The sequence below is a fragment of the Thiomonas delicata genome, assembly GCF_900088825.1.
GTDB classification, from domain to species: domain Bacteria; phylum Pseudomonadota; class Gammaproteobacteria; order Burkholderiales; family Burkholderiaceae_C; genus Thiomonas_A; species Thiomonas_A delicata.
In genome coordinates this window covers 83,820-108,953 of sequence record NZ_LT592170.1, presented here as the reverse complement: position 1 = coordinate 108,953, position 25,134 = coordinate 83,820, and the positions used below count along the sequence as shown (strand labels likewise).

22 protein-coding genes are annotated in these 25,134 nt (G+C 67.7%); 10 read left to right on the top strand and 12 right to left on the bottom strand.

The annotated features are described in order from the left end of the window. The first annotated feature begins 18 nt into the window (after positions 1-18). The 5 genes from THIARS_RS00590 (at position 19) to dsbD (ending at position 5,736) form a co-directional block, all read left to right on the top strand. The gene (locus THIARS_RS00590) at positions 19-1,011 is read left to right on the top strand and encodes a DNA-directed RNA polymerase subunit alpha (protein WP_094159042.1); all 993 of its coding nucleotides are present in this window, start codon (positions 19-21) and stop codon (positions 1,009-1,011) included. Between the two features lie 132 nt (positions 1,012-1,143). Next, the gene (gene rplQ / locus THIARS_RS00585; RefSeq protein ID WP_094159041.1) at positions 1,144-1,548 is read left to right on the top strand and encodes a 50S ribosomal protein L17; all 405 of its coding nucleotides are present in this window, start codon (positions 1,144-1,146) and stop codon (positions 1,546-1,548) included. Between the two features lie 138 nt (positions 1,549-1,686). Continuing rightward, entirely contained in the window at positions 1,687-2,658 is a 972-nt protein-coding gene (locus tag THIARS_RS00580) for an ATP-binding cassette domain-containing protein (RefSeq protein WP_094159040.1), read from the top strand. Positions 2,659-2,740: 82 nt separating this feature from the next. Then, positions 2,741-3,568 (top strand): ABC transporter permease, encoded by an 828-nt coding sequence (locus tag THIARS_RS00575; RefSeq protein WP_094159039.1) that lies wholly within the window; start codon positions 2,741-2,743, stop codon positions 3,566-3,568. 185 nt (positions 3,569-3,753) lie between these two features. Further along, on the top strand, positions 3,754-5,736 hold the full coding sequence (dsbD, locus tag THIARS_RS00570) for a protein-disulfide reductase DsbD (RefSeq protein ID WP_094159038.1): 1,983 nt from the start codon (positions 3,754-3,756) through the stop codon (positions 5,734-5,736). A gap of 55 nt (positions 5,737-5,791) precedes the next feature. Here the strand turns inward: dsbD and THIARS_RS00565 are convergent, their stop codons facing one another. Continuing rightward, positions 5,792-7,882 carry a molybdopterin-containing oxidoreductase family protein gene (locus THIARS_RS00565; protein ID WP_094159037.1) on the bottom strand — a complete coding sequence of 697 codons (2,091 nt, stop codon included), beginning with the start codon at positions 7,880-7,882 and terminating at the stop codon, positions 5,792-5,794. A 139-nt stretch (positions 7,883-8,021) separates the two neighbouring features. Here THIARS_RS00565 and THIARS_RS00560 point away from each other — a divergent pair, with 139 nt between their 5' ends. Continuing rightward, positions 8,022-9,215, top strand: coding sequence for a M20 aminoacylase family protein (locus THIARS_RS00560; protein WP_094159036.1), 1,194 nt, complete (start codon positions 8,022-8,024; stop codon positions 9,213-9,215). A gap of 19 nt (positions 9,216-9,234) precedes the next feature. Here the strand turns inward: THIARS_RS00560 and THIARS_RS00555 are convergent, their stop codons facing one another. Genes THIARS_RS00555 through THIARS_RS00545 form a run of 3 tightly spaced genes read right to left on the bottom strand, consistent with a single transcriptional unit; the run spans position 9,235 to position 11,360 of the window. Next, positions 9,235-9,993: a hypothetical protein gene (locus THIARS_RS00555; protein ID WP_094159035.1), complete on the bottom strand. Its 759-nt coding sequence runs from the start codon at positions 9,991-9,993 to the stop codon at positions 9,235-9,237. A gap of 42 nt (positions 9,994-10,035) precedes the next feature. Beyond that, on the bottom strand, positions 10,036-10,866 hold the full coding sequence (locus tag THIARS_RS00550) for a biotin--[acetyl-CoA-carboxylase] ligase (protein WP_094159034.1): 831 nt from the start codon (positions 10,864-10,866) through the stop codon (positions 10,036-10,038). A 5-nt stretch (positions 10,867-10,871) separates the two neighbouring features. Next, positions 10,872-11,360, bottom strand: a complete 489-nt coding sequence (locus tag THIARS_RS00545; RefSeq protein ID WP_094160534.1) for an SET domain-containing protein — start codon at positions 11,358-11,360, stop codon at positions 10,872-10,874. Positions 11,361-11,581: 221 nt separating this feature from the next. Here THIARS_RS00545 and THIARS_RS00540 point away from each other — a divergent pair, with 221 nt between their 5' ends. Both THIARS_RS00540 and THIARS_RS00535 read left to right on the top strand, forming a co-directional pair. Beyond that, positions 11,582-11,992, top strand: coding sequence for a TlpA family protein disulfide reductase (locus tag THIARS_RS00540; protein ID WP_245845411.1), 411 nt, complete (start codon positions 11,582-11,584; stop codon positions 11,990-11,992). A gap of 16 nt (positions 11,993-12,008) precedes the next feature. Next, positions 12,009-14,564 carry a DNA topoisomerase III gene (locus tag THIARS_RS00535; RefSeq protein WP_094159032.1) on the top strand — a complete coding sequence of 852 codons (2,556 nt, stop codon included), beginning with the start codon at positions 12,009-12,011 and terminating at the stop codon, positions 14,562-14,564. 6 nt (positions 14,565-14,570) lie between these two features. Here the strand turns inward: THIARS_RS00535 and THIARS_RS00530 are convergent, their stop codons facing one another. The 8 genes from THIARS_RS00530 to dacB all read right to left on the bottom strand — a co-directional run bounded on the left by THIARS_RS00530 (position 14,571) and on the right by dacB (position 23,585). Further along, positions 14,571-16,112 carry a sensor histidine kinase gene (locus THIARS_RS00530; protein ID WP_094160533.1) on the bottom strand — a complete coding sequence of 514 codons (1,542 nt, stop codon included), beginning with the start codon at positions 16,110-16,112 and terminating at the stop codon, positions 14,571-14,573. A 40-nt stretch (positions 16,113-16,152) separates the two neighbouring features. After that, positions 16,153-16,842 carry a response regulator gene (locus THIARS_RS00525; RefSeq protein ID WP_094159031.1) on the bottom strand — a complete coding sequence of 230 codons (690 nt, stop codon included), beginning with the start codon at positions 16,840-16,842 and terminating at the stop codon, positions 16,153-16,155. Between the two features lie 147 nt (positions 16,843-16,989). Further along, on the bottom strand, positions 16,990-18,120 hold the full coding sequence (locus THIARS_RS00520; protein WP_094159030.1) for a mechanosensitive ion channel family protein: 1,131 nt from the start codon (positions 18,118-18,120) through the stop codon (positions 16,990-16,992). A 13-nt stretch (positions 18,121-18,133) separates the two neighbouring features. Beyond that, positions 18,134-18,271, bottom strand: a complete 138-nt coding sequence (locus THIARS_RS18485; RefSeq protein ID WP_186436525.1) for a hypothetical protein — start codon at positions 18,269-18,271, stop codon at positions 18,134-18,136. A 4-nt stretch (positions 18,272-18,275) separates the two neighbouring features. After that, entirely contained in the window at positions 18,276-19,781 is a 1,506-nt protein-coding gene (gene ggpS, locus THIARS_RS00515) for a glucosylglycerol-phosphate synthase (RefSeq protein ID WP_094159029.1), read from the bottom strand. Next, the gene (locus THIARS_RS00510; protein ID WP_094159028.1) at positions 19,738-20,508 is read right to left on the bottom strand and encodes an HAD family hydrolase; all 771 of its coding nucleotides are present in this window, start codon (positions 20,506-20,508) and stop codon (positions 19,738-19,740) included. The genes ggpS and THIARS_RS00510 overlap by 44 nt, the downstream gene beginning before the upstream one ends. Positions 20,509-20,517: 9 nt before the next feature. Then, complete coding sequence (locus THIARS_RS00505) at positions 20,518-21,705, bottom strand: NAD(P)H-dependent glycerol-3-phosphate dehydrogenase (protein WP_094159027.1); 1,188 nt, start codon at positions 21,703-21,705, stop codon at positions 20,518-20,520. A gap of 422 nt (positions 21,706-22,127) precedes the next feature. Then, on the bottom strand, positions 22,128-23,585 hold the full coding sequence (dacB, locus tag THIARS_RS00500) for a D-alanyl-D-alanine carboxypeptidase/D-alanyl-D-alanine endopeptidase (protein ID WP_094159026.1): 1,458 nt from the start codon (positions 23,583-23,585) through the stop codon (positions 22,128-22,130). A gap of 254 nt (positions 23,586-23,839) precedes the next feature. Here dacB and tsaB point away from each other — a divergent pair, with 254 nt between their 5' ends. Together tsaB and rimI are read left to right on the top strand one after the other, a co-directional pair. Continuing rightward, positions 23,840-24,610 (top strand): tRNA (adenosine(37)-N6)-threonylcarbamoyltransferase complex dimerization subunit type 1 TsaB, encoded by a 771-nt coding sequence (gene tsaB / locus THIARS_RS00495; RefSeq protein WP_186436524.1) that lies wholly within the window; start codon positions 23,840-23,842, stop codon positions 24,608-24,610. Next, the gene (gene rimI, locus THIARS_RS00490) at positions 24,607-25,125 is read left to right on the top strand and encodes a ribosomal protein S18-alanine N-acetyltransferase (RefSeq protein ID WP_094159025.1); all 519 of its coding nucleotides are present in this window, start codon (positions 24,607-24,609) and stop codon (positions 25,123-25,125) included. The genes tsaB and rimI overlap by 4 nt, the downstream gene beginning before the upstream one ends. Positions 25,126-25,134 lie beyond the last annotated feature (9 nt).

Sequence of the window (25,134 nt, the reverse complement as noted above, 5' to 3'; positions counted from 1 at the left end):
GGTCTTGAAAGGAAATTCATGCAAACTGCATTGTTGCGCCCCAAATCCATCCAAGTCGAAGCCCTGGGCCCCTTGCGCGCCAAGGTCACGCTTGAGCCGTTCGAGCGCGGCTACGGCCATACGCTTGGCAACGCCTTGCGGCGTGTGCTGTTGTCGTCGCTCGTGGGCTACGCGCCCACCGAAGTCAGTATCAACGGCGTGTTGCACGAGTATTCGGTGGTCGATGGCCTGCAGGAAGACGTCATCGCCGTCTTGCTCAACCTCAAGGGCGTCGTGTTCAAGCTCCACAACCGCGATGAAGTCACCCTGTCGCTGCGCAAGGAAGGCGAAGGCGTGGTCACCGCGGCCGATATTCAGACGCCGCATGACGTGGAAATCATCAATCCCGAGCACGTGATTGCCCATCTGTCCCAGCAGGGCAAGATCGACATGCAGATCAAGGTCGAGAAGGGGCGTGGTTACGTTCCTGGAAATCTGCGCCGCTATGCCGACGAGGGCGGTAAGACCATTGGTCGCATCGTGCTGGACGCGTCATTCTCGCCGGTGCGCCGCGTCAGCTACGCCGTGGAAAACGCGCGTGTCGAGCAACGCACCGACCTGGACAAGTTGGTGATGGAGATCGAGACCAACGGCTCCATCAGTGCCGAAGAAGCCATCCGTACCTCCGCGCGCATTCTGGTCGAACAGCTATCGGTGTTCGCCAGCCTGGAAGGTGCCGAGAAGACGCTGGAAACGGGCGGTTCGGCCAGCGCCCAGCAGTTCGACCCCATTCTGCTGCGTCCCGTGGACGATCTGGAACTCACCGTGCGTTCGGCCAATTGCCTCAAGGCCGAGAATATCTATTACATCGGCGATTTGATCCAGCGTAGCGAAACCGAGCTGCTCAAGACCCCGAATCTGGGGCGCAAGTCGCTCAACGAAATCAAGGAAGTTCTGGCCGCGCGTGGCCTGACCCTGGGCATGAAGCTGGAAAGCTGGCCGCCCGCGGAACTGGAAAAGCGCGCCAGCTGATTGTTGTGTCGGGCCTTGTTGTGCAAGGTTCTTCACGTCAACCGCGGTCGGCATGGTTTGCTCATGCCGCCGTACAGTGCAAGGCCAGTACCTGATCCGGCTGGCCCATCTCGATAAAGAAAGGAAAGCACCATGCGTCACGGACACGGTTTACGCAAACTCAACCGCACATCCAGCCACAGGCTGGCCATGTTGCGCAATATGGCGAACTCGCTGATTGCCCACGAGGCCATCAAGACCACGCTGCCCAAGGCGAAGGAACTGCGCCGGGTCGTCGAGCCCTTGATCACACTGGGCAAGAAGCCGTCGCTCGCCAATCGCCGCCTGGCTTTCGATCGCCTGCGCGATCGCGACTCCGTGGTCAAACTGTTCGGCGAACTCGGCGAGCGCTACAAGACGCGCCCGGGTGGTTACACGCGCATTCTGAAGTTTGGCTACCGCGTGGGCGACAACGCTCCCATGGCCTTGGTCGAACTGGTGGATCGTCCCGACGAAACCGCGACAGGCGCGGACAAGGCAGCATCCCAAGGCGAGTAAGACCGCCCATGACAAGCTCCGCGGAGCTTGCCGGCAAACCGGATCCGGCCTCATCTCGGGCTCGATCCGGTTTTTTCATTTGTGCCTGGCGCGCCGTGGCCATCTAACCCGTCCGCACAACCATCAACGAATACGCGCATGAGCACGACAACGCCGCTTGCGCCCGCACCCCGGGCGCAATCCCAAGCGCAAGCCGGGCGGACGCTGTTGGACGTGCGCGATCTGCGCAAGCGCTATGGCGCCCAGGAGGTGGTGGGTGGGCTGAGCTTCCATATCAAGGCCGGCGAATGCTACGGAATCATCGGTCCCAACGGCGCCGGGAAAACCACCACCATCCGTCTTTGCCTGGGTTTGGCCACGCCGGATGCCGGCAGCATCGCCTTGATGGGGCGAAACATTCCTCGGGACGCCAGGCTGGCGCGCATGCGCGTGGGGGTGGTGACCCAGTTCGACAGCCTCGATCCGGACTTCACCGTCGAGGAGAATTTGCTGATCTACGGGCGCTACTTTGGCATGTCCGTTCGGCAGATGCAGCCGCGTATTGCGAGCCTGCTCGCGTTTGCCGCCCTGGAGGGCAAGGCCAGGGCGCGCATTGCCGAGCTTTCGGGGGGCATGAAGCGACGGCTGAGCCTGGCGCGCGCATTGATTCACGATCCCGACATCCTGTTTCTCGACGAGCCGACCACGGGGCTGGACCCGCAGGCGCGTCACCTCATCTGGGACAGGCTGAAATCCCTGGTGGCGGCAGGCAAATCCATTCTCCTGACGACGCATTTCATGGACGAGGCCGAACGGCTGTGCCAACGCCTGCTGGTGCTGGATCATGGGCTGAGCCTGGACGAAGATGCGCCTCTGGCTCTGATCTCGCGCCATGTCGAACCCGAGGTTATCGAAATGTACGGGCCGCGTGTCGATGAGGCCGAAGCGCTGGCGTCCGCGCATGCCCATCGCCTGGAGCGCAGCGGCGACACCCTGTTCGCCTACGCGCATGACGCCACGCCCGTGCTGGCCGCCGTGCAGCCGCTGGCGGACGGCTTGCGCATCCTGCATCGGTCGGCGAATCTGGAGGATGTGTTCCTCAAGCTGACCGGCCGGCAATTGCGCGATTGAGGCCCTCGCAGATGCCCCGTGCTTCACGGACGAGGTTTTCGCGTCCCTTCCCAAGATCCCGCTTCCCCACACTGCCCACGACATGAACGCGGACCCTGCACAGCGCACACCGGCCGGACCATCCGCCGACGCGCCCGAACCGGAGCTTGTCTTGCCGCGCTGGCGCTTCTGGCCGGTATGGCGGCGCAATGCCCTGGTCTGGCGCAAGCTCGCATTGCCCAGTCTGCTGGGCAATATCGCCGAGCCCTTGCTGACCCTTGCGGCTTTTGGCTGGGGTGTCGGCTCGCTGGTCGGCAGCGTGGATGGGGTGCCGTACATCCTGTTCCTGGCTTCGGGCACGGTCAGCATGAGCGTGATGAATTCGGCGAGCTTCGAGGCCTTGTATTCCGCGTTCTCGCGCATGCATGTGCAAAAGACCTGGGATGCGATACTCCTGACACCTACCGGGCTGGACGACGTGCTGTTCGGCGAGTTGCTCTGGGCCGCGACCAAGGCGCTGACAAGCGGCGTGGCGCTGGTGGCGGTCGTGGCGCTGCTGGGGATCAGCCGGGAACCCACATTGCTCGCGGTTCTGCCCCTGCTGGCGCTCGTGGGGATGATGTTCTCGGCGCTGGGACTCATCATCAACGCCCTGGCGAAGTCCTATGACTTCTTCACCTATTACTTCACGCTGGTGCTGACGCCCATGACCTTTCTGTCGGGCATCTTCTTTCCCTTGTCGGCCATGCCAAGCTGGTTGCAGGATCTGGCGCGCGTACTGCCGCTGCAGGCCGCGGTGCAACTCGTGCGCCCGTTGTTCTTCGGTCGTTGGGACGCCCACGCACCGCAGCATCTCGCCGTCTTGCTGGCCTATCTGGCGGCAGGCTGGTTCATCGCCCGCTGGCTGACACACCGCCGGTTCGCGGCCTGATCGTGGCTTTAGAGCTCGGAATTCGCCCGGACGCGGGGAACGACAGTGGCCCGAAGGGCTCACAGCGTATGGGAATATCGATCTCAGCTTATATTTCACGATACGTCGATGCCTCGCCTTTTCCCAACGCGGGGTGCTTGCCCCCGCGTCAAGCGATGCATCAAGACGGATCAGGAGACGCCTACATGAATCCTTCCCAGCACGCCGCGCGCTGCCGGTTCCATGCCTTGCGCACGCTCGCCGCCCGATCCCTGTGGGGTCGGCTCGGTGGCGTGGTCGTGCTGTTGGTCACGCTGTTCGGCGCCTGGCCCGCCCAGGCCCAGGATGGGAAATTCCTCCCACCCGACCAGGCGTTCCAGTTCAGCATCAAGCCGCAAGGCCCCAAGACCCTGCTGCTGACGTTCAACATCGCCAAGGGCTATTACATGTACCAGGAGCGGTTCCACTTCGAGCCGCAAACGCCTGGCGTGACCTTGGGCAAGCCGGGTTTTCCCCCGGCGGAGAAGTTGTTCGACAAGAACCTCGGGCACGAGGTGTTCCACTACCGCAATCAGGTGGTGTTTCCCTTGCCGGTGGAGGCCGCTCCGGCGGATTTCAAGCTGCAGGTGACCTATCAGGGCTGCTCCGACGCGGGGCTGTGCTATCCGCCCATCGACAAAACCGTCGACGTCAGTCTGCAGGGTTTTGGTGGCAAGGGCACCGCCAGCATCGAAGGTGACGAGGGGCAGTCCACGGCGGCAGCCTCCGGGGGCTTGCTGGGCCGGCTGATGGGCGCAGGGCCAAGCGGCGCGGCGTCCTCGCCGAGCGCGGCGACCACGGCGTCGAGTCCTGCAACGGCGGCTCCGGCTCCAGCCGCGACGGGAGTGGCCACCAGCGGAGAATCATCGCGTATCGGTGCGGCGCTCAAATCCGGCAGTCTCATCACGATCGTGCCCATGTTCCTGGTGTTCGGCCTGCTGCTGGCGCTCACGCCCTGCGTGCTGCCCATGATCCCCATTCTCTCCAGCATCATCGTCGGGCACGGCGAAAAGGTTTCGCACCTGCGCGGGCTGTTTCTGGCGGCCGTGTATTCGCTGGGCATGGCACTCGTCTATACCGCCTTCGGCGTCGCCGCCGGGCTGCTCGGCCAAGGGCTCGCGGCGTCGCTGCAGAACCCCTGGGTGCTGTCGGTGTTCGCCTTGTTGCTGGTGTTGCTCTCGTTGTCCATGTTCGGTTTTTACGAATTGCAGATTCCCGCCAGCTGGCAAAGCAAGCTGTCGGCCACGTCGGGAAAACTGCACGGCGGCCATTTCGCCGGCGTGTTCATCATGGGCGGTATTTCGGCGCTGATCGTCGGCCCCTGCGTCGCGGCACCGTTGGCAGGCGCCCTGCTCTACATCAGCCAGACGGGCAATGCCGTGATCGGCGGCATCGCGCTGTTCTCGCTGGCCGCGGGCATGAGCGTGCCGCTGCTGCTGGCGGGTTGGAGCGCGGGGGCTTTGCTGCCCAAAGCCGGCGGCTGGATGGACGGCGTGAAATACTTCTTCGGCGTGCTCCTGCTCGCCACGGCGCTGTATATGGTCGCCCCCGTGCTGCCAGGCTGGCTGCTGATGCTGGCGTGGGCCGCGCTGTTCATCGTCAGCGCCACCTATCTCCATGCCTTCGACCGTCTTCCGGACGATGCGTCGGGCTGGCGGCGCTTGTTCAAGGGCTTTGGCGTGGTGTTGGCGCTGGTGGGAGCCGTATTGGTGGTGGGCCTGGCAGGCGGCAGCACCAATTTGCTGCAGCCCTTGGCGGGCATGGGCGGAATGGCGGGGGGCGCTGTCGCACAGGAAGGCGTGACACCGCAGTTTCAGCGCGTGAAAACCGTCGCGGAACTGGACCAGATCGTCGCCAACAGCAGCAAGCCCGTGATGCTGGACTTCTATGCCGACTGGTGCGTGTCGTGCAAGGAGATGGAGCATTTCACCTTTACCGATCCTGCCGTGATCCAGCAGATGGCGGGCATGACGCTGCTGCAGGCCGACGTCACCGCCAACAACGCCGACGACAAGGCACTGCTCAAGCGTTTCGAGTTGTTCGGTCCGCCCGGCATCATCTTTTTCAAGGGCGGCAAGGAGGTCGGGAGGGTGGTCGGCTTCGAGGACGCCAAGACGTTCCTGAATTCCATGCAGCGCGCCGGCGTCTGAACTCAGCCTGTACGAAAGCCTTGAAGAGACCCGCCTTGTGCGGGTCTCTTCGCATTCAGGCGGCGTCGGTGTCGGCCGGGGCGACCTCGACCAGGCAGTCGTAGAAACAAGGGCCGGCACCGAGGTCGGTCAGGTGTTGATGGGTGAGCTGGTTGACGTTGACGCCGGCCGGCGAGAGCTTGCGCCACCAGATGCCGAACGCCACCACCTGGCCGGCGCGGGTGCGGTCGCTGATGCGCGACCGGCATCGATAGCTGCCGCGCTCGTTGAAACAGCGCACCATGGCGCCGTCGACGATGCCGCGCGGCGCGGCGTCGTCGGCGTGGATGAGCAGCAGCGGCTCGCCCTCAGCCTGGCGCAGCGAGGTCACGTTGACGAAGCTGGAATTGAGAAAGTTGCGCGCCGGCGGCGAGATCATCGCAAGGGGAAAGCGCGCCGCCAGCTCGGGCGCGGTTTCGGCGCATTCATAGGGCAGCAGCACCTCGGGCAGGGGATCGCGTCCGGCGGCCTGTTCGCCGGCCGACCAGAATTCGCAACGCCCCGAGGCGGTGGGGAATCCGCCCGCGGCAAAGGGTGCGTCGGGCACGGCGAGCTTCATCCAGCCTTTCTCGCGCAAGGTGTCGAAATCGATCTTGCCGTTGCGGGCATCGGCCGCGATGGCCTGGGCCGCGATCTGCGCGTCGGTCTCGGCGAAACAGGGGGCGGTGAACCCCATGCGCGCCGCGAGGTCGCGGAAAATCCGGCTATTCGGCCGAGCCTCCCCCAGCGGGGCGATGGCCGGGTTGTTCGCCAGCCAGTAGCGGTGGCCGTAGGCCTTGTGCACGTCCAGGTGCTCGAGCTGGGTGGTGGCCGGCAGCACGTAGTCGGCGTAGTCGGCGGTGTCGGTCTGGAAATGCTCGAGCACCACGGTGAAGAGGTCTTCGCGGGCGAAGCCCTGCGCGACTTTCGCGCTCTCGGGAGCCACGGCGACCGGGTTGCTGTTGTAGACGATCAGCGCCTCGATCTTCGGTCCGAACGCAGCACTGGAGTCGCGCAGCAGGTCGTCGCCGATGGTGACCATATTGATGGTGCGCGGCATGCGCCCGGCGAGCAGGTCAGGCCGCTCCAGCGCCTTGCCGTTCACGGCGAAATGGCTGGACGCGGACATCAGCAAGCCCCCTGCCGCGTCGCGCCATGCGCCCACGAGCGCGGGTAGGCAGGCGATGGCGCGCGCGGCATTGCCGCCGCCGCGCACGCGCTGCAGGCCGTAATTGACGCGAATGGCCGCAGGCTTCGTGGTGCCGTAGTCGCGCGCCAGGGCGCGGATCTGCTCGGCCGGCACGCCGCACAAGGACGCCGCGCGCTGCGGCGGCCATTGCAGCGCGCGCTCGCGCAGGGCGTCGAAACCCAGGGTATGGCGCCCGATGTAATCGTGGTCCAGCCAGTCGTGGGTGATGAGTTCGTGCATCAGCGCATAGGCCAGCGCGGCATCGGTACCGGGGCGCAGCTGCACATGCTCATGGCATTTCTCGGCGGTGTCGTTGCGCCAGGGATCGATGCACACCAGTTTGGCGCCGGCGCGCTTGGCGCGCTGCGCGTAGGTCCAGAAATGCAGGTTGCTGGTGATGCTGTTGCTGCCCCAGATCAGGATAAGCCGACTGTGCTCGAACTGCTCGACGTCCATGCCCACCTTGCCACCGAGAACCGTCCCCAGGCCGGCGCCGCCCGCGGCCGAGCAGATGGTGCGGTCGAGCCGGCTCGCGCCGAGCTGGTGGAAAAAACGTGACGCGACCGATTCGCTTTGCACCAGGCCCATGGTGCCGGCGTAGCTGTAGGGCACGATGGCCTGCGGATCGCGCGCGGCAATCGTCCGGAGCCGGGCGGCGATGTCGTCCAGCGCCTCGTCCCAGCCCACCTGCACGAATTGCCCGCTGCCCTTGGGCCCGCTGCGCTTGAGCGGGTGCAGCAAGCGGTCCGGGTGGTAGGTGCGCTCGGTGTAGCGCGAGACCTTGGTGCACAGCGCGCCATGGGTCGTGGGATGTTCCGGGTCGCCGCGGACGGAAACCGCCACGCCATTCCGCACGGTGACGAGCAGGGCGCAGGTGTCCGGACAGTCGTGCGGGCAGGCCGCGCGGACGATGGTTTCGGGGGCGGTGGCGTTGGGCATGGGGTTCGTCGGATGGCTGGGCTGAAGCACAGGTCGAGTTTAGGCCGCCTCAGCCCATGGCGGCGGCGCAGGCTTTCGGCAGACGGGCGAGGCTTGGGCGAAAATGCCACGGACCGACGCGACAAAGCAGGGGACAACCATGAAGATCATCGATTCCATCGCCACCGAGGCGGCGCGCTTTCGCGACATCCGGCGCGACATCCATGCGCATCCCGAACTGTGCTTCGAGGAGGTCCGCACCAGCGACACCATCGCCGCGCTCTTGGCCGGATGGGGCGTCGACGTGCATCGCGGGCTGGGCAAGACCGGCGTGGTGGGCGTGATTTCCGGCTCGCGCGGACCAGGGCGCAGCATCGGCTTGCGCGCCGACATCGACGCCCTGCCCGTGACCGAGAAGAACACCTTCGCCCACGCCAGCGTCCACCGGGGCAAGATGCACGCCTGTGGGCACGACGGCCATACCGCGATGCTGCTGGCGGCAGCCCACCACTTGTGCGCGAACCGGGATTTCGCCGGTCGCGTGGTGTGCATCTTCCAGCCGGCCGAGGAGGGCGGCGGGGGTGCGCGCGAGATGATCAAGGACGGTTTGTTCGAGAAGTTTCCGGTGGATGCCGTGTTCGGCATGCACAACTGGCCCGGACTGCCGGCCGGGCATTTCGCGCTCAAGGCCGGGCCGGTGATGGCTTCCAGCAACGAGTTCCGCATCGTCGTGCGCGGCAAGGGCTCGCACGCCGCCATGCCACACCTGGGTCTGGACCCGGTGCCCGTGGCCTGTCAGATGGTGCAGGGCTTCCAGACCATCCTCACGCGCAACAAGAACCCGCAGGAGGCCGGAGTCATCTCGGTGACCATGATCCATGCCGGCGAAGCCACCAACGTCGTGCCCGACACGGCCGAGATCCAGGGCACTGTGCGCACCTTCACCACCGCCCTATTGGACCTGATCGAAACCCGCATGCGCGAAATCGCCACGCACATCGCGGCCGCCTTTGGCGTGCAATGCGATTTCGAGTTCGTGCGCAACTACCCGCCCACCGTGAACCACGCCGCGCAAACCGCTTTCGCGCATCGCGTCATGGCCGAACTGGTGGGGGAGGAGGCGATCCACGAATTCGAACCTTCGATGGGGGCCGAGGACTTCGCTTTCATGCTGGAGAAGCGCCCAGGGGCCTACGTCATCATCGGCAACGGCGGCGGGGATCATCGCAGCCCCGGCCACGGCGCCGGTCCCTGCACCCTGCACAACGCCAGCTACGACTTCAACGACGACATCATTCCCCTGGGCGCGAGCTTCTGGGTCGAACTCAGCCGGCGGTGGCTGGCGCAAGCTTGAGGTCGCCGCCGTCTCGGCATCAACCCGTCTTGCAGGCTTGCGGCTTCTGGTCCTTCAGCAGGGCGGGATCCAGCCGGCGCAGGGTTGCGGCCTGTGCCGGCGTCAGACCGTCGAGGACCCAGACCACCGCCGACATGCCGGCATTGCGCGGCACCACCTGCGCGCTCTTCACGCCCTTGGCCTGCATCAACTTCAATTGCTGTTGCGCGGCGGCTTGCGTGGGCAGAATGCCCAGCGAAATGCCCGGCATATACCGTGGACGGTCGGTGACGGCGCCGTAGCTGCCTTCCTTAAGTTCCAGGCGCTGCAATTCGGCCAGCTTGCTCTTGAGGGCCGCCGCGTCCGGGTAGGGGCCCATGAACACCATCCATTGCGGGCCGAGTGCTTGCTGTTTTTCCACGGGAGCCAGGCCGGCTGCGCGCAGCGCCGCGCCGACCTCAGGGCCGGCGGTCAGGTAGGGACCGACTTGCAGGCAGAGCTTCGGCCCCGCGGCGGCGCTCACCGCGTTTGATGCGGCGGGTTTCGCCGCCGAAGCGGCGGAAGGCGGCGCAGGCGCAGAGGCGGCGGACGCGGCGCCGGATGCCGGACTCGACGCGGGGGCCGAGGCGCCCGATTCGGGTGCGGCGATCACCAGCCGCTCCGGGTGGATTTGTTGCGTCAAGCGCTGGGGTTCGGCCACGTCGTGCGGGCCGAGACCCGCAGCGCGCAAGTAGCCGTGCGACCAGGCATAGAACGCCAGATTGGCCAGGATGAGCAGCAGGACGAAGGAACGCAGCATGGTGGAAATGGCATGGGACCGGCGGGATGGGTGGATTGTGGCTCAGGACGGGGTGGTCGTTCGCAGGTCCGCCGCGCGGCGCAGCGAAACATCGCCGCTGGCCACGCGTCGCAGTCCTTGCGGTGTTTGCAGCAAGAGGCAGCCTTGGTCGTCGACGCCCAATGCCAGCCCCGCCGTATGCCGCTCGCCGTGGTCCAGCACCGCGACGCTCTCGCCGCGCCAGGCATGCAGCCGGTTCCAGGCCTCGGCCCAGGGCGAGAAGCCGGTTTGGGCGTAGATCGGAAGACCGGCGAGCATGGCGGGGGCGAGCAGGCGCAGCATGTCCCAGCGGCTGGTGCGCAGTCCGCAGGCATCGAGGCCGACGGCCTCGGGCCATTCGGGCGGGGTCTGCAGGTTCAGGCCGATGCCGATCACGGCCCAGCGCGCCTGCGCGGTATCGGCCAGTTCAACCAGGATTCCGGCAAGTTTGCGGTTTTGCAGCAGCACATCGTTGGGCCACTTCAGCTGCGCGCCGGAGGCGCCCAGCGCGTGCAGATTTTGCGCCAGCCAGACTCCCACCGCCACGCTCAGGCCGGCAATGGGCGTGCCGGGCGCGAAGGGCCACGCCAGCGAGCACAACAAGCTGCCGTCACGCTTGCCATCCAGCCAGGGCCGGCCCTGACGCCCGCGTCCGGCGGTCTGGTGCCCGGCCACGCGCAACTGGGGGTCGAGCGCGCAGTTGTCGCTGCGCACGCGCTCGAGCAGATCGGCGTTGGTCGATGCGGTCTCGGGCGTCCAGGCGACGGCGCAGCGCAGGTTCTGGGCCGCGAGCGCGGCCTGCAAGGCCTGCGCGTGCTGCGGATCATCGGCGAGGCGCGATGGGGGGGCGGTCATGGCGTTCAGCGCTTGGGCGCGAGCATGGTGCCGCGGCAGGCGACGGCGCCGCAGCGACAGACATAGTCGCGCTTGAGCTTGGGGGTATAGCGGGCGTCCAGGCTCAGGCGGTAGTCGTAGAACAACTCCTCGCCGGGAGCGATGTCGCGCAGCGCGTGGATGTAGACCCGTTCGCCTTCCTGCCTGGCCTCGCAATTGGGCGCGCAGGCGTGGTTGATCCAGCGCGCGCTGTTGCCGCCGACGTTGGCGTCGATCACGCGGCCGTCGTCGAGCGAGAAATAGAAGGTGTGATGGGGTTGGGCCGGGTCGTGCGGGTGGCGGCGCAGGGCCTCTTTCCAGGCGATGCGCTCGCCGCGGTATTCGAGGATGCGCGAACCGGCGGCGATGGGCCTGCGCGCGAACACCCCCTTGCCGTGCACGGGGGACGATCGCACCTCGGTGCGCGGGCCATGGGAGGGAACCTTCGAGGCAGGGGCGGTCTTGGTTGGAGGCATGGGAAGAAGGATGTCGCGGCCTTGCGGTTTCACCTGCGACGGGAAACTGGTTAAAGTAAAAAAAGGAGTGGGAGATCGGCCGCGGCACTGCGGCGCCATGCAGCGGCGCCGTGCCGGCGCGGTGCGGGCTACCCGCGGGAGACAGGAGTGCCGGCGCTTCTTGCGCTGGAATTGTAGGAGCACCATCATGCGTCAGCAGCGTCGTTTGCATCTCAAGGCCCTTGCCGGCGGCGTTGCCGCGGCCGCCGAGCATCGAACTGATCGATGGCAGGACGCTTTCGGCGCACGACCTCAAGGGCAAGGTGGTGGTGCTGGAATACTGGGCCACCTGGTGCCCGTTCTGCGCCAGGCAGATGCCCCACATGCAGAAGCTGTACGCCCAGCACCACAAGCAGGGCCTGGTGGTGCTGGGGCTGTCCATCGACAAGAAAGCCGCCGATGTGCTGCCCTATGTCAAGCAGCGCGGCACGACCTTCCCGGTCGCCTGGCTGTCGCCCGAACTGGCCAAGACATTGCCCAAGCCGCCAGGACTGCCGGTGACCATCGTCATCGGGCGGGACGGCCGGGTCAAGATGGCCGAGTCCGGCGAGATCTTCCCGGAAGATATCGCCGGCATCGCCAAGCACCTCTAATTTTTCTAGGTCCCTCATGAGCAAGACTCTGGTCATTGCGGAAAAACCCAGCGTGGCGCAGGACATCGTCCGCGCCCTCACGCCCGTTGCCGGCAAGTTCGACAAGCGCGACGAATTTTTCGAGAACGACACCTATCTGGTCACCTCGGCCGTCGGCCATCTGGTGGAAATCGGCGCGCCCGAGGCCTTCGAAGTCAAGCGCGGCAAGTGGAGCTTCGCGCATCTGCCGGTGGTGCCTCCGCATTTCGACCTCAAGCCCATCGAGAAGACCAAGTCGCGCCTGTCGGCCATCGTCAAACTGCTCAAGCGCAAGGACGTGAGCGCTGTGGTCAACGCCTGCGACGCCGGGCGCGAGGGCGAACTCATCTTCCGTCTGATCCAGCAATACGCCGCTGCCCGGCAACCCGTGCAGCGGCTGTGGTTGCAGTCGATGACGCCACAAGCCATACGCGACGGTTTCGCGCATTTGCGCAGCGACGCCGAGATGCAGCCCTTGGCTGCGGCCGCGCGCTGCCGCAGCGAGGCCGACTGGCTGGTGGGCATCAACGGAACGCGGGCGATGACCGCGTTCAACTCGCGCGACGGCGGTTTTTTCCTCACCCCGGTGGGTCGGGTGCAGACGCCGACGCTGTCGGTGGTGGTGGCACGCGAGGAACAGATCCGGCGCCATGTTGCGCGGCCCTACTACGAAGTGCAGGCCGGTTTCGCCGCCGCCGCCGGGAACTACAACGGCAAGTGGTTCGACCCGGCGTTCAAGAAGGACGCCGACGACGGCGACCGCCGCGCCGACCGCTTGTGGGACCGCGCCCAGGCCGACGCCATCGTCGCGGCGTGTATCGGCAAGACGGCCGAGGTCACCGACGAATCCAAGCCGGCAACGCAGATCTCGCCCGCGCTGTTCGACCTCACAACCCTGCAGCGCGAGGCCAATTCGCGTTTCGGTTTTTCGGCCAAGATGACGCTGGCGCTGGCGCAGTCGCTGTACGAGAAGCACAAGGCGCTGACCTATCCGCGTACCGACTCGCGCCACCTGCCCGAAGACTACGTGGCCGTGGCGCGCGACACCCTCAAGGTGCTGGGGGCGGGCGAGGGCGCCGCGGCGCCGCTGGCCGGTTTTGCCCGCACCGCGCTGGAGCGTGGCTACGTGAAGCCGAACAAGCGGGTGTTCGACAACGCCAAGGTGTCGGACCACTTCGCCATCATTCCCACGCCGCAAGTGCCCAAGGCGCTGAGCGAGGCCGAGGCCAAGCTGTACGACATGGTGGCGCGGCGCTTCCTCGCGGTGTTTTTCCCGGCGGCCGAGTTCCACGTCACCACCCGCATCAGCCGCATCGACGCGCATCAGTTCCGCACCGAGGGCCGCGTGCTGGTGGTGCCCGGCTGGCTGGAAATATATGGCCGCGCGCAACAGGGCGACGACGCCAATCTGGTCGCGGTCGAGCCCGGCGAGAAGGTCGCCGCCGAAACGGTGGAACTGCTGGAGCACAAGACCAAGCCGCCGGCGCGCTACACCGAGGCCACGCTGCTGAGCGCGATGGAAAACGCCGGCAAGATGGTCGATGACGAGGACTATGCCGAAGCCATGGCCGGCAAGGGACTGGGCACGCCTGCCACGCGCTCGAGCATCATCGAAGGCCTGTTGGCCGAGCAGTACATGCTGCGCGAAGGTCGCGAACTGGTGCCCACCGCCAAGGCCTTCCAGCTCATGACCCTCTTGCGTGGCCTGGGCGTGGAGGAACTGACCAAGCCCGAGTTGACCGGCGAATGGGAGCTCAAGCTGGCGCAGATGGAGCGCGGCCAGATGCAGCGCGACGCCTTCATGCAGGAAATCGCCGCGATGACCGAGGCCATCGTCAAGCGCGCCAAGGAATACAGCCGCGACAGCGTGCCGGGCGACTACGCCACGCTCGAGACGCCCTGTCCGAGCTGCGGCGGCGTGGTGAAGGAAAACTATCACCGCTTCGCCTGCACCCAATGCGATTTTTCCATCGGCAAACACCCGGCCGGGCGCAGTTTCGAGATCGCCGAGGTCGAGCAACTGCTGGCCAACAAGCGCCTGGGCCCGCTCACCGGTTTTCGCAGCAAGATGGGCCGGCCCTTCGCCGCCGAGCTCAAACTCGCCCGCGAAGGCGAGGCGGGACAGTGGAAGCTCGAATTCGACTTCGGCCAGCCCATCAGCGGCGAAGGCTCCGAGGCCCCGGATTTCACCGGCCAGGAGCCGCTGGGCGCCTGCCCCAAGTGCAGCGGGGCGGTCTTTGATGCCGGCAATGCCTATGTCTGCGAACACAGCGTGGGTCCGGCGCCGACGTGCGACTTCCGCAGCGGCAAGATCATCCTGCAGCAACCCGTCGAACCCACGCAGATGCAAAAGTTGCTGCGCGACGGCCGCACCGACCTGCTCGACGGTTTTGTTTCCGCGCGCACCAAGCGCAAGTTCAAGGCCTTCCTCGTGCGCCAGCCGGACGGCAAGGTCGGTTTCGAGTTCGCGCCGCGTCCCGCAGCCGCGGTCAAATCGGCAGCAGCCGGCAAGGCCCCTGCGCGCAAGGCCGGAACTCGCAAGGCCGCGGGCTGACAGGCCCTAGATCGTGCGCCGTCCCAGTTCTGCCGGGTCGGCCGCGGCGAAACGCAAGCGCACGACCAGCCCAGGCGCCTCCCGCCCCGCGCAGGCCGGGTTGTCGCCGAGTTCGACGCCGGCTCCGTGCTGGCGCGCGATTTCCTGCACGATGGACAGCCCCAGGCCGCTGCCGTCGTGGCCGGTGCCGAGGACGCGGTAGAACGGATGGAACACCCGTTCGCGTTCGGCGGGCGCGATGCCCATCCCGCTGTCTTCCACACTCAGTTCGACGCGCCAGTTCGCGACATCGGCCTGCAGGCGCACGGTCACGCTGCCGCCGCGCGGGGTGTAGGCGATGGCGTTGTCGAGCAGGTTCTTGGTGAGCTCGTGCAGCAGCAAGGCGTGGCCGCGTATCCAGAGCGGCGCGTCCGGGGCGTCGAACTCCAGGTCCTGGCCCTTGTCGAGGGCCATCGGCGCCAGTTCTTGCACCGCGTCGCGCACCGGGCGGCGCAGATCCAGCGTGGCCGATGCGCCGAGTGCCGCGACACCTTGATTTTCGGCGCGAGCAAGCAGGAGCAACTGGTTCACCAGTCGCGTGGTTCGCACCACCGAGAGGCTGATCTGGCGCAGGCTGGCGCGCAATTCCTGCGGATCGGTTTGGCGCGCCGCAAGCTCGGCCTGCATCCGCAGTCCCGCCAGCGGCGTCTTGAGCTGGTGCGCGGCATCGGCGATGAAACGCTTTTGCGTGAGGATGGATTGCTCCAGCCGGCCGAGCAGGCCATTGATCGAGTCCACCAGCGGCGCGATTTCCTCGGGCGCCTCGCACTGGTCGATGGGGCTGAGGTCACCGGGCTGGCGCCGGCGGATGCGGGCCTGCAGTTCATTGAGCGGCACGATGCCCTGGCCGAGGCCGAACCACACCAGCAGAATCGAGATGGGCACGATGACGAACTGGGGCAGGATGACCCCGCGCACGATCTCCCGTGCCAGCGCCGTTCGGCTTTCCAGCCCCTCGGCAACCTGAACCAGCAGCAAGGCCGGCGCGGGGCTTGCCGCTCCTGCCGTGCGTGCCGCGGGGGCGGGGATCCAGCGCCAGGCGATGCGCAGCGTGCGGCCGCCCACCTCGGCGTCGCGCATGTGCACGCCTCCCGTCCATGGCGCGGCGGCGTCGGGCGGCGGCGGGATGGCCGGGTCGCCGCCCAAGACCTGTCCCCCCGCGCCGCGCAGCTGCATGAAGACCCGATCGCCGCTGGACAGGGCATCGGTTTGCGTGCGCCGCAGCAGCGGCAGCGCGGCCGCGGGACTGCGCTGCGCCAGTTCCGCCAGGACGGCTACGCGGCGCTCCAGGCCCTGGTCGAAGGGATGGGTGGCGATGGCCTGCGCCACCAGGTAGGTGATGCCGATGGACAGTGGCCACACCAGCAGCAGCGGCACCAGCATCCAGTCCAGGATTTCACCGAACAACGAGCGTTGCCTGGGCCTGCGCCGCGGATGCGCGACTTCATCGAGCGGCGCGGTGTTTGGCGGCGCATCGCCATGCTCGGTGGTCTTGGGCAGGCTCGCCATGGTTCGGGCTGGTGGGTTGGCGGCGCTGACCGCCATCGGTTCAGGCGGTCTGTTGCGGGTTGCCCGGGATTTTTTCCAGGCAGTAACCCAGGCCGCGCACGGTGGCGATATGCACCGGACCGACCTCGATCTTCTTGCGCAGGCGGTGGATATAGACCTCGATCGCATTGGTGCTGACTTCCTCGCCCCACACGCAGAGGTGGTCGACCAACTGGTCCTTGCTCACCAGGCGACCGGCGCGTTGCAGCAGCACTTCGAGCAGGGCCAGTTCGCGCGCGGACAAGTCCACCACGCGGTCGTCCAGCATCACCACGCGCCCGCTCAGATCCACGCTCAGGGGGCCGTGGCGGATCATGGAGCTGGCGCCGCCCATGCCGCGGCGGGTCAGCGCCCGCACGCGCGCTTCCAGCTCGGCCAGCTCGAAAGGCTTGGCCATGTAGTCGTCGGCCCCGAGGTCGAGGCCGCGCACCTTGTCTTCCACGTTGTCGGCCGCGGTGAGGATGAGCACGGGCAGCAGGCTGCCGCGGCTGCGCAGGCGGCGCAGGACCTCGAAGCCGGACAGGCGTGGCAGGCCGAGGTCGAGGATCAGCATGTCGAACTCGCTGGTCTGCAGGGCCGAGTCCGCCGCCGCGCCGTCGGCGACCTGATCGACGGCATAGTGGCTGGCGCGCAGCGACCGGGTCAGGCCGTCGGCCAGGACCTGGTCGTCTTCGGCGATCAGGATGCGCATCGCTGTCTCCTCGTTGTGGGTGCCGCTTGGCGGGTCATGTGAGGTTGATTCTAGGGACACCGTGGTCCCGCGCGGCGCCCGAACACGTCGAAACTGCGATCCCCAGTCCGCAGGCTGCCTTTCGACGCGCAGATCCTTTGAACGACATCAATCAACGGGTCGCGGGCCGGGAGGATCGTGCGGGCCGGGCGCGTCCGGTTGCAGTTGCAGCCGATGCCGCGGCAGATGCTGCGGCCAGTGCTGCTGCAAGTAGGCGATCACCCCTTCGCGCACCCGGCACTGCAGCTCCCAGGAGCGCGCCGAGTTGGCGGCGCTCACCAGCAGGCGCACCTGCTGGCCGAACTGGTTGGCGTCGGTGACGTGCACCTTGGTCAGCCGTCCGTCCCAGTCCGGGTCTTGCGCGCAAAGGCGCTGCAACTCGGCGCGGATGGGCTCGATGGGCATCGCGTAATCGACCCAGACGTACACGCTCGCCAGCAGGCTGGCGCTGGTGCGCGTCCAGTTCTCGAACGGGTTTTCGATGAACCACTGCAGCGGAAAAATCATGCGCCGCTCGTCCCAGATGCGAAACACCACGTAAGTGCCGGTGATTTCCTCCACCCGGCCCCACTGGCCTTGGACGATCAGCACGTCGTTGATGCGGATGGGCTCGGTCAGCGCGATCTGCAGGCCGGCGAGCAGGTTGCTGAGCACCGGCCGCGCGGCAAAGCCCACCACCACCCCGGCGATGCCGGCGGAGGCCAGCAGGCTGGTGCCGATCTGCCGTACGTCGGGGATGCTCATGAGCATCCCCGACAGACCCACCAGCGCGATGAGCAGGCTGGCCACGCGGGTGAACACGCGCGCCCGCGTGATCGCGCCGCGGGCGTGAAGGTCGACGTCGAGCAGCCGGGGATCGTCGGGCAGTTGCACGCCGCCGCGGCGCAGCAGCGCCACTTCGCCGGCGGCTTGCACCAGGCGGATCGTCAGCCAGGTGAGCACGCCGATGGGCAACAGGCGCATCAGCGGCGGCAGCCAGTCGAGTTCTCGCAGATGGGCGTGCAGCAGCACGACCTCGGCGCGCAACACCAGCGCCAGCCACAGCGCGCGCAGCGCCCAGCGCAGGCGCTGCGCCAAGGCCAGCGCGACCGGGTGCCGCCGCAGCGGCCTGCGCACGAGCTGCTCCAGCAGCAGCCATGCGGGGGCCGCCAACAGGGCCAGCGCCATCGCCAGGGTTTCAGGCCGGTGTGACGTGGCCCAGGCCAGGGCTTGCAGCAGCGGCGCAACGCGATCGTTCATGGCCGTGCGCGCCTCATCGAAACACCCACAGGATCGCCACGATCGCCAGCGCGACGAGCGCGGCCCAGGCCCAGGTGTCGGCCGGAAGCCGCGGCAGCCAGGCGCGGATCGCCGCCCAATCCAGTGTGTGGAGTGCCGTGGCCGCGCCCATCGCCTCAGGCGGCCTTGGCTTTCCCACCTTGCGGGCGCCGCAGGGCGCCGAAGGCGGCGAGCATGTGCCGGGTCCAGTGTCCGATGTCGCGCTGGCAGACGACGGCGTCCAGGCGCTGCATGCGCTGGCGTTGTTCGTTGATCGGCATGTCGAGCGCGCGGTCGATCGCGGCGTCCATCTGGCTGATGCTGTTGGGGTTGACCAGCACGGCGTCGGCCAGCTCCACCGCGGCGCCGGCGAACTCCGACAGCACCAGCACCCCGCTGTCGTTGACGTGCGCGGCGACGAATTCCTTGGCCACCAGGTTCAACCCGTCGCGCAGCGGCGTGATCCACGCGATATCGGCGGCGCGGTAGTGGCACAGGGTTTCGGTGAACGGCATGGACGTGGTGGAGAACACGATGGGCTGCCAGCTCAGGGTGCCGAAATGCCCGTTGATGCGGCCGACCAGCTGTTCGATCGTGGTCTGCGTGGCGCGGTACGCGGTCATGCCTTCGGCGGGTGCGACTGCGGTGAGCAGCAGCTTGACGCGGCCCAGCCACTCGGGGCGGCGCTTGAGCAGGCGCTCGAAAGCGGCGAGCTGCTCGCGCGTGCCCTTGGCGTAATCCACCCGGCCGACCGAGACGATGAGTTTGTCCGCGCCGAGTTCGGCGCGGATCTGGGCGGCGCGCGCCAGGTTCTCCGGGCGTTGCACCGTGGCGCGAATCAGCTCGGCATGGGTGCCGATCGGGGTGGCGTCGATGTGCACGGAGTGCCCTCGCAAGCGTATGCACACCGGCGTGCGGGGTTCGGCCAGCGCGGTGCGGCCGCCGCGCAGTTCGGCCGGCACGTCGCGCTCGACGATGTCGTCCACAGTCCGCAGGCTCTGCGCCAGCGCCGCGAAGTTGCGCGCGTAGCGCGGGATGTGAAAGCCGATGAGGTCACACGCGAGCAGGCTGTCGAGGATTTCGTCGCGCCACGGCAGCACGTTGAACACATCGGGCGGCGGAAACGGCGTGTGATGGAAAAACGCGATGCGCACGTCCGGGCGTAGTTCGCGCACGAAGCGCGGCACCAGCCACAGGTTGTAGTCGTGCACCCAGACCACCGCGCCCGGCGCGGCTTCCTCGCACGCGGCTTGCGCGAACAGGCGGTTGACTTCGCGGAACGTGGCCCAATCGGTGTTGGCCGAGCTGTACAAGCTGGGGAAGGCGTTGAGGATGGGCCATAACGCCTCCTTGGACGTGACGTGATAGAACTGGTGCACTTGCTCGGCCGACAGCGGCAGGCGGACCACGTCGTAGCTGCCGAAGCTGTCGGTGATGCCGATGCGGCGCTCGAATTTCGGCGGCTTGCCCGCCGGCGATTTTTTCCACGCGATCCAGCTCGCCCGCGCGACCCGGCCGATGAAGCCCTTGAGCGCGGGGACGATGCCGTTGGGGCTGGCGTTTTCCCTCAGGACGGTCTTGCCGTTCTCGACGTCTTCCTCATACGGTTGCCTGTGATAGACGATGACCAGCGATGAAGCCATTTGCATCCCCCGGTTGATGGAAACGCCGCAAGGCGTCGAGCACGCCGGCTGCGCCCGGGTGCGGGCTGCGGTAGACGTTGTTGCTGTTCCGGATCGCGGCGTCCAGCGCGGCTTCCCGGTTGGCCACGGCCACGCCGGCCAGGCCGGTCTGGAACATGGACAGGTCGTTGAGCGTGTCGCCGGCGACCAAAGTGCGGCGGGCGGGAAGCCCAAGCGCGGCGAGGGTGCGCAGCAGGGTCGGTCCCTTTTGCACCCCGCGCGGCAGCACGTCGAAGAAGCGGCCGTCGGAAAGCAGGGTGTCGAAGCCCAGGCGCTGCACGTCGCCGCACGCCTGCAGCGCGTGCGCCGGGTCTTCGTAGTCGTAGGAGCGCCTGCGCCCGCTGACGACCGACTGCGGGCGCAGGTTTGGATGCCGCCGCATGACGCGGTCGATCTGCGCGCCGGCATCCGCGGGCCAGCGGGCATCGAGCCATCGCTCCACCGCCGGCAGCGGCGCGTAGGCCGGGCCGACGGCCACGCTGGTGCCGACGTCGCCGATCAGGTGGTCGGGCCGGACCGGGAGCTCGTTGGCCAGCTGGCGCATGAAGTCCTGGCCGCGGCCGCTGACGAAGATGAGCACGATGCGCGCGCGGTGGCGGGCGATCCAGTCGTACAGCGCGGCGCGCTGCGCAGGGCTGCCGCCGAGAAAGGTGCCGTCCAGATCGGTGGCGAGGATGGTCTGTTCCATGGTCCGCCCTTATTGCGCGTGAAGGCAGGGCTGGCGCTGCGCCGCCGGACGCAGCGTGCCGGTTTCGTGTGCCGTCTTCGGCGCCGACGTCAGGGCCTGGGCGATCGTCATCTTGGTTTGATCGGCAGGCGCGGCATGGATCAGGCGCTCCAGGGCGCGTTCCGGCGTGACGTGCTGCATCAGCACGTCACGCACCGCGCGGGCCACGTGCAGCCGCAGCCCGAGGCGTTGTTCGAGCACCCGCACCGACACGCTGCTGGCGACGCCTTCCGCAAGCTCTTCGGTGTCGCCCGCGGCCTGGTTGCGTCCCAGGCGCAGGCCCAAACGCGTATTGCGCGACTGTTCGCTGGAGCAGGTGAGGAACAAGTCGCCCGCGCCGCAGCTCGACAACAGGGTTTCGACCCGGCCGCCCAGGGCGACGGTGAGGCGGCGCATGTCGTCCAGGCCGCGCGTGACGATGGCCGCGCGTGCGTTCTCGCCCAGGCCGCGGGCCGTGGCCATGCCGCAGGCGATGGCGATCATGTTCTTCAGCGCACCGCCCACCTGGGCGCCCACGGCGTCGTCGGTCAACTCCAGTCCAATCCCGGCCGGGGCCAGCTGGCGGTGCAGCTTGCGGGCGAAGTCGCGCGCAAGCCTGGCATCCGGACTTGCGGCGTTCAAGGCTGGCATGGCCAGCGTCAGGACGGTGGGCAGGCCCTGGGCCACCTCATGGGCAAAACTCGGCCCGCCGAGACTCCCGACCGGCGTGCCGCGGCCCAGTTCCTCGCGCAGAACCTCGGTCATCAGAGCGCCCGTGCCGTGCTCGATGCCCTTGCATGCGGCCAGCACCGGCACCCGATGCCGCCCCAGCAGGCCCGCGGCGCGCCGGGCCACCTGGCGCAGGGCCGCGCACGGCACGGCGATGATCACGCAATCCGCATCGCAAAGCGCCTTGGCCATGTCGGTGTCCGCACGCAGCCCGGCCGGAAGGTCGATGCCGGGCAAATGGCGCGGATTGCGGTTTTGGGTCTGAATGGCATGCGCCAGATCGGCGCGCCGGGTCCACAGCGCCACGCGGGCGCCGCTGCGGCGCAGGGCGACTGCCAGCGCCGTACCCCAGGCCCCCGAGCCCAGGACGGCAACCCTGGCGATGGGCGGCGGGCAGGCGCCGTCCACCTGGCCGATGGGGGCGTCAAAGGTGTCGATGATCGCGTACATCGCATCTCCTCAGTCGTGGGTGGCTGTTGGAGCGCACCCGTTGCAGGATGGCCGTCTTGTGCCGGCCATGGCGACTTGGGTGGGCCGTGCGTTGGGCCGCACGGCACCGAAGGCGCGCGCATCAGGGCGCGCCTGGATGGCGGGAAGATCGCGGCGCGCGGTCTGGCGCCGGATGTTGCGTCGCGCCCGGAAGGCGCGAAACTGGGTTAGCGTGACCGCCGCGTACTCACAAGCGAGACTTGTGGCGAGAAATCATTACAAACTAAATTGTAAGACAATTTCAACCCAAAATAAACAGATATAATTTCAAATTACTATAGTTTTATAGATTATTAATCAGAATATATTCGCACCCCTCGATCATCTGCCCGGTGGCGCGTGCATCGGGCGGCCAGGCCCGGTTGCGCTGCACCATCGCGGCGTCAAGCCGTGCGCAGCGCCACGTCGAGCAGGGCCTCGATGGCGCCCCAACCGCCCGCCGCCCGCGGATCGTTGATCAGCGCCACCACGGTGGAGCGCCGTCCGCCTGGGGACTGCACATAGCCGGCCAGGCTCAGCACATTGCGCAGGCTGCCGGTCTTGGCATGCACCAGGCCGGCTTCGGGGCTGCCGTCGAAACGGCGTTTGAGCGTGCCGTCCTCGCCGGCCAGCGGCAGCGAGGCGATGAACTCGGGCATCACCGGGCTGGCCCAGGCGGCCCGCAGCAGGCGGTTGATGTCGTCGGCCGAGATGCGCGCGATGCGCGACAGCCCGCAGCCGTTGTCCAGCACCAGGTCTGGCATGGGCAGGCCATGCGTATCCAGCCACTGGGTGGTGGCCTGTGCGGCCTTGGCGAAATCGGCCGGGGGGCCATAGGTCTGCAACGCCAGCGTGAGGAACACCTGCTGGGCCATCACGTTGTTGCTGTATTTGTTGATGTCGCGCACCACCACGGCCAGCGGGGGCGAGTCCCAGGTGGTCAGCAGCGTGGCGCTGGCCGGCAGCCGGCCAGAGACGACTTGCCCATGCCATTGAATGCCGACCTGGGCGAACAGCGCGGCCAGCATGCCCTGGACGAAGGTGTCGGCCGGCATCGGCGCGGCGATGTTCCAGGTCTGGTCGCCGCAGGACGCGGCATATCGGCCGTCGAAGCTGGGGGCGAAAGGCTGTTTGAAGTCCGCGCCCAGCCGGTCCTTCCAGGCGCCGCATGCGCCCTGGTCGAGCCGTGGTGGGTGTCGGACCGCGTAGCCGGCCATCGGCGGCTCCACCGTCACGTCGACCGCGCCGCCCTGGGCCGCGGGCTGGAAGCCCAGCCGCATGGCCTTGAAGTTGACGAGAAACGCATCCGGCCCCACGTTGTAGGGCGCCAGCGCGTCGCCGTCGAAGCCGCCGGGGTCGTGCGGGGGCAGGTCGAAGGCGCTGCGGTCGACCAGCACGTTGCCGTCGAGCTTGCGCAGCCCGAGGTCGCGCAGGCGCAGCGCCAGGGTCCAGAGGTTGTCGGCCATCAAATGCGGATCGCCGCTGCCGACGAAGGCCAGGTCGCCCGATAGCACGCCGTCCTCGAGGGGGCCGACGGCATAGACCGGCGTTTTCCAGCGGTACGAGGGCCCCAGCATGTTCAGCGCGACGTAGGTGGGCACGAGTTTCATCACCGAGGCGGGGTTCATGGCCTGCGCGGGATTGAAGACCAGGCTCGGCCGCGCCTCGTCCAGCGCCTGCACGACAAAGCTGCAGGCCGAGGCGGGAATGCGCGCTTGCGCCAGGGCGCTGGCCACGGCCGTCGGCAAGCGGGTGGGGGGCGCTGCGGGGTGTCGGGGGCGCTCTCGCGCGGCCGCAGGAAGGCCCAGGGGCAGGGCGGCCAGGGCCAGGCTCGAACACAAGGCGCGGCGGGTCGGATTCATGGGCAAAGGCTGGGGGGCGCAGATCAGCGGAGCATGCTAAGGCCGTTGTCCGCGCCCTGGCTGAAGCCGGCCTGAACCCCTCGGCGCGCAGCGCGGGCGCCGTGCATCGCATCGCCGCGGCGAGCGCGGATCGGGCGGTCGCATGGCTGGGGCGCTGAAGGTGAAACAGGGGGCGGCTAAACTCGCTCGCATTCCACCGCGCCGCGCCCATGGGCCGCCCCAACGGTTCCCGCCTTCCACGCCCGCCCGACCGCATGACCTCCCCCCTGCACGTGCTCGCTTTCGACTCCAGTACCGAGTGGCTGTCGGTCGCGCTCGACCTCGGGCAGGGCCGGGTTGTCGCACGCACCGAACCGGGCGGCGCGCGAGCCTCGCAGCGCCTGCTGCCCTTGGTGCAGGAACTGCTGGCCGAGGCCGGCATCGCCCTGCGCGAGATCGGACTCATCGGCTTTGGCGCCGGCCCCGGCGCGTTCACGGGACTGCGCGCCGCATGTGCGGCCGCGCAAGGGCTGGCGTTCGGGTTGGGCGTTGCCGTGGTTCCCGTGCATACGCTGCTGGCCGTGGCGGCTTCGGCCGAATTGCCCAATGCTGCAGATGTGCTCGTCGCCAACGACGCCCGCATGGGCGAGTTGTACTGGGCTCGATGCGTCCGAGCGGACGCAACCTGGCGCCTGCAAGGCGCGGCGCGCGTGGATGCTCCTGCGGCCGCGGCTGCGGCCTGGAGCCTTGAACTGGGCGCTGCGCCCGCATCCACGCTGACGCTTTGCGGCAATGCGTGGGACGCGCACCGCGCCACGCTTGCCGCCAGTTTGCCCGCCGGGTGGGCGCCCGCCCTCGCGGCGGCGCGCACGGTCGCTCCGTCCGCGGCTGCCGTTGCGGCGCTGGCGCGCGCCGCCCATGCGCGCGGCGAGGCGCTGCCGGCAGCCATGGCGCAGCCCGTCTACGTGCGCAACAAGGTGGCGCTGACCACCGTCGAGCGCGAAGCCCTCGCGGAAGTCGGCGCGCAGCGCCGGGGGCTCATATGAGCGCGCAGGTCGACGATCCCTTGCGGCAAGCCGCGCTGCGCGACATGACCGAGTCCGACCTGCGCGGGGTCGTCTCCATCGAGACGCGCGCCTATGAATTCCCCTGGAGTCGCGGCAATTTCGCGGATTCGCTCAACTCGCGCTACGTGGTGCAGGTCATGGCGCTGCCGGACGGCACCGTGCTGGGCTATTTCGTCGCCATGCCGGGGGTGGAGGAAATGCACCTCCTCAACATCACGGTCGATCCGGCCCTGCACGGCCGCGGCCTGGGTCTGCATCTGCTCGATGGCGTGTTGCTGGCCGCCGTGATGCACGGCGCGCACCTGCTGTGGCTGGAGGTCAGGCCGAGCAATCGCCGCGCCATCCGGCTGTACGAACGCTACGGCTTCCACGCCGTGGCCAAGCGCCGCAACTACTATCCGGCGCTCGACGCCTACGGCCAGCCCAGCAAGGAGGACGCACTGGTGATGTCGGCCCCGGTGGATGTGCTGCGCGAGCGCCGCGGCGTGAATTGACGCCCGGGG

Excerpts from the sequence above, each read along its gene's own strand:
- THIARS_RS00590 (WP_094159042.1), top strand. The coding sequence starts at position 19 with ATGCAAACTGCATTGTTGCGCCCCAAATCCATCCAAGTCGAAGCCCTG.
- rplQ (WP_094159041.1), top strand. The coding sequence starts at position 1,144 with ATGCGTCACGGACACGGTTTACGCAAACTCAACCGCACATCCAGCCAC.
- THIARS_RS00580 (WP_094159040.1), top strand. The coding sequence starts at position 1,687 with ATGAGCACGACAACGCCGCTTGCGCCCGCACCCCGGGCGCAATCCCAA.
- THIARS_RS00575 (WP_094159039.1), top strand. The coding sequence starts at position 2,741 with ATGAACGCGGACCCTGCACAGCGCACACCGGCCGGACCATCCGCCGAC.
- dsbD (WP_094159038.1), top strand. The coding sequence starts at position 3,754 with ATGAATCCTTCCCAGCACGCCGCGCGCTGCCGGTTCCATGCCTTGCGC.
- THIARS_RS00565 (WP_094159037.1), bottom strand. The coding sequence starts at position 7,882 with ATGCCCAACGCCACCGCCCCCGAAACCATCGTCCGCGCGGCCTGCCCG.
- THIARS_RS00560 (WP_094159036.1), top strand. The coding sequence starts at position 8,022 with ATGAAGATCATCGATTCCATCGCCACCGAGGCGGCGCGCTTTCGCGAC.
- THIARS_RS00555 (WP_094159035.1), bottom strand. The coding sequence starts at position 9,993 with ATGCTGCGTTCCTTCGTCCTGCTGCTCATCCTGGCCAATCTGGCGTTC.
- THIARS_RS00550 (WP_094159034.1), bottom strand. The coding sequence starts at position 10,866 with ATGACCGCCCCCCCATCGCGCCTCGCCGATGATCCGCAGCACGCGCAG.
- THIARS_RS00545 (WP_094160534.1), bottom strand. The coding sequence starts at position 11,360 with ATGCCTCCAACCAAGACCGCCCCTGCCTCGAAGGTTCCCTCCCATGGC.
- THIARS_RS00535 (WP_094159032.1), top strand. The coding sequence starts at position 12,009 with ATGAGCAAGACTCTGGTCATTGCGGAAAAACCCAGCGTGGCGCAGGAC.
- THIARS_RS00530 (WP_094160533.1), bottom strand. The coding sequence starts at position 16,112 with ATGGCGAGCCTGCCCAAGACCACCGAGCATGGCGATGCGCCGCCAAAC.
- THIARS_RS00525 (WP_094159031.1), bottom strand. The coding sequence starts at position 16,842 with ATGCGCATCCTGATCGCCGAAGACGACCAGGTCCTGGCCGACGGCCTG.
- THIARS_RS00520 (WP_094159030.1), bottom strand. The coding sequence starts at position 18,120 with ATGAACGATCGCGTTGCGCCGCTGCTGCAAGCCCTGGCCTGGGCCACG.
- THIARS_RS18485 (WP_186436525.1), bottom strand. The coding sequence starts at position 18,271 with ATGGGCGCGGCCACGGCACTCCACACACTGGATTGGGCGGCGATCCGC.
- ggpS (WP_094159029.1), bottom strand. The coding sequence starts at position 19,781 with ATGGCTTCATCGCTGGTCATCGTCTATCACAGGCAACCGTATGAGGAA.
- THIARS_RS00510 (WP_094159028.1), bottom strand. The coding sequence starts at position 20,508 with ATGGAACAGACCATCCTCGCCACCGATCTGGACGGCACCTTTCTCGGC.
- THIARS_RS00505 (WP_094159027.1), bottom strand. The coding sequence starts at position 21,705 with ATGTACGCGATCATCGACACCTTTGACGCCCCCATCGGCCAGGTGGAC.
- dacB (WP_094159026.1), bottom strand. The coding sequence starts at position 23,585 with ATGAATCCGACCCGCCGCGCCTTGTGTTCGAGCCTGGCCCTGGCCGCC.
- tsaB (WP_186436524.1), top strand. The coding sequence starts at position 23,840 with ATGACCTCCCCCCTGCACGTGCTCGCTTTCGACTCCAGTACCGAGTGG.
- rimI (WP_094159025.1), top strand. The coding sequence starts at position 24,607 with ATGAGCGCGCAGGTCGACGATCCCTTGCGGCAAGCCGCGCTGCGCGAC.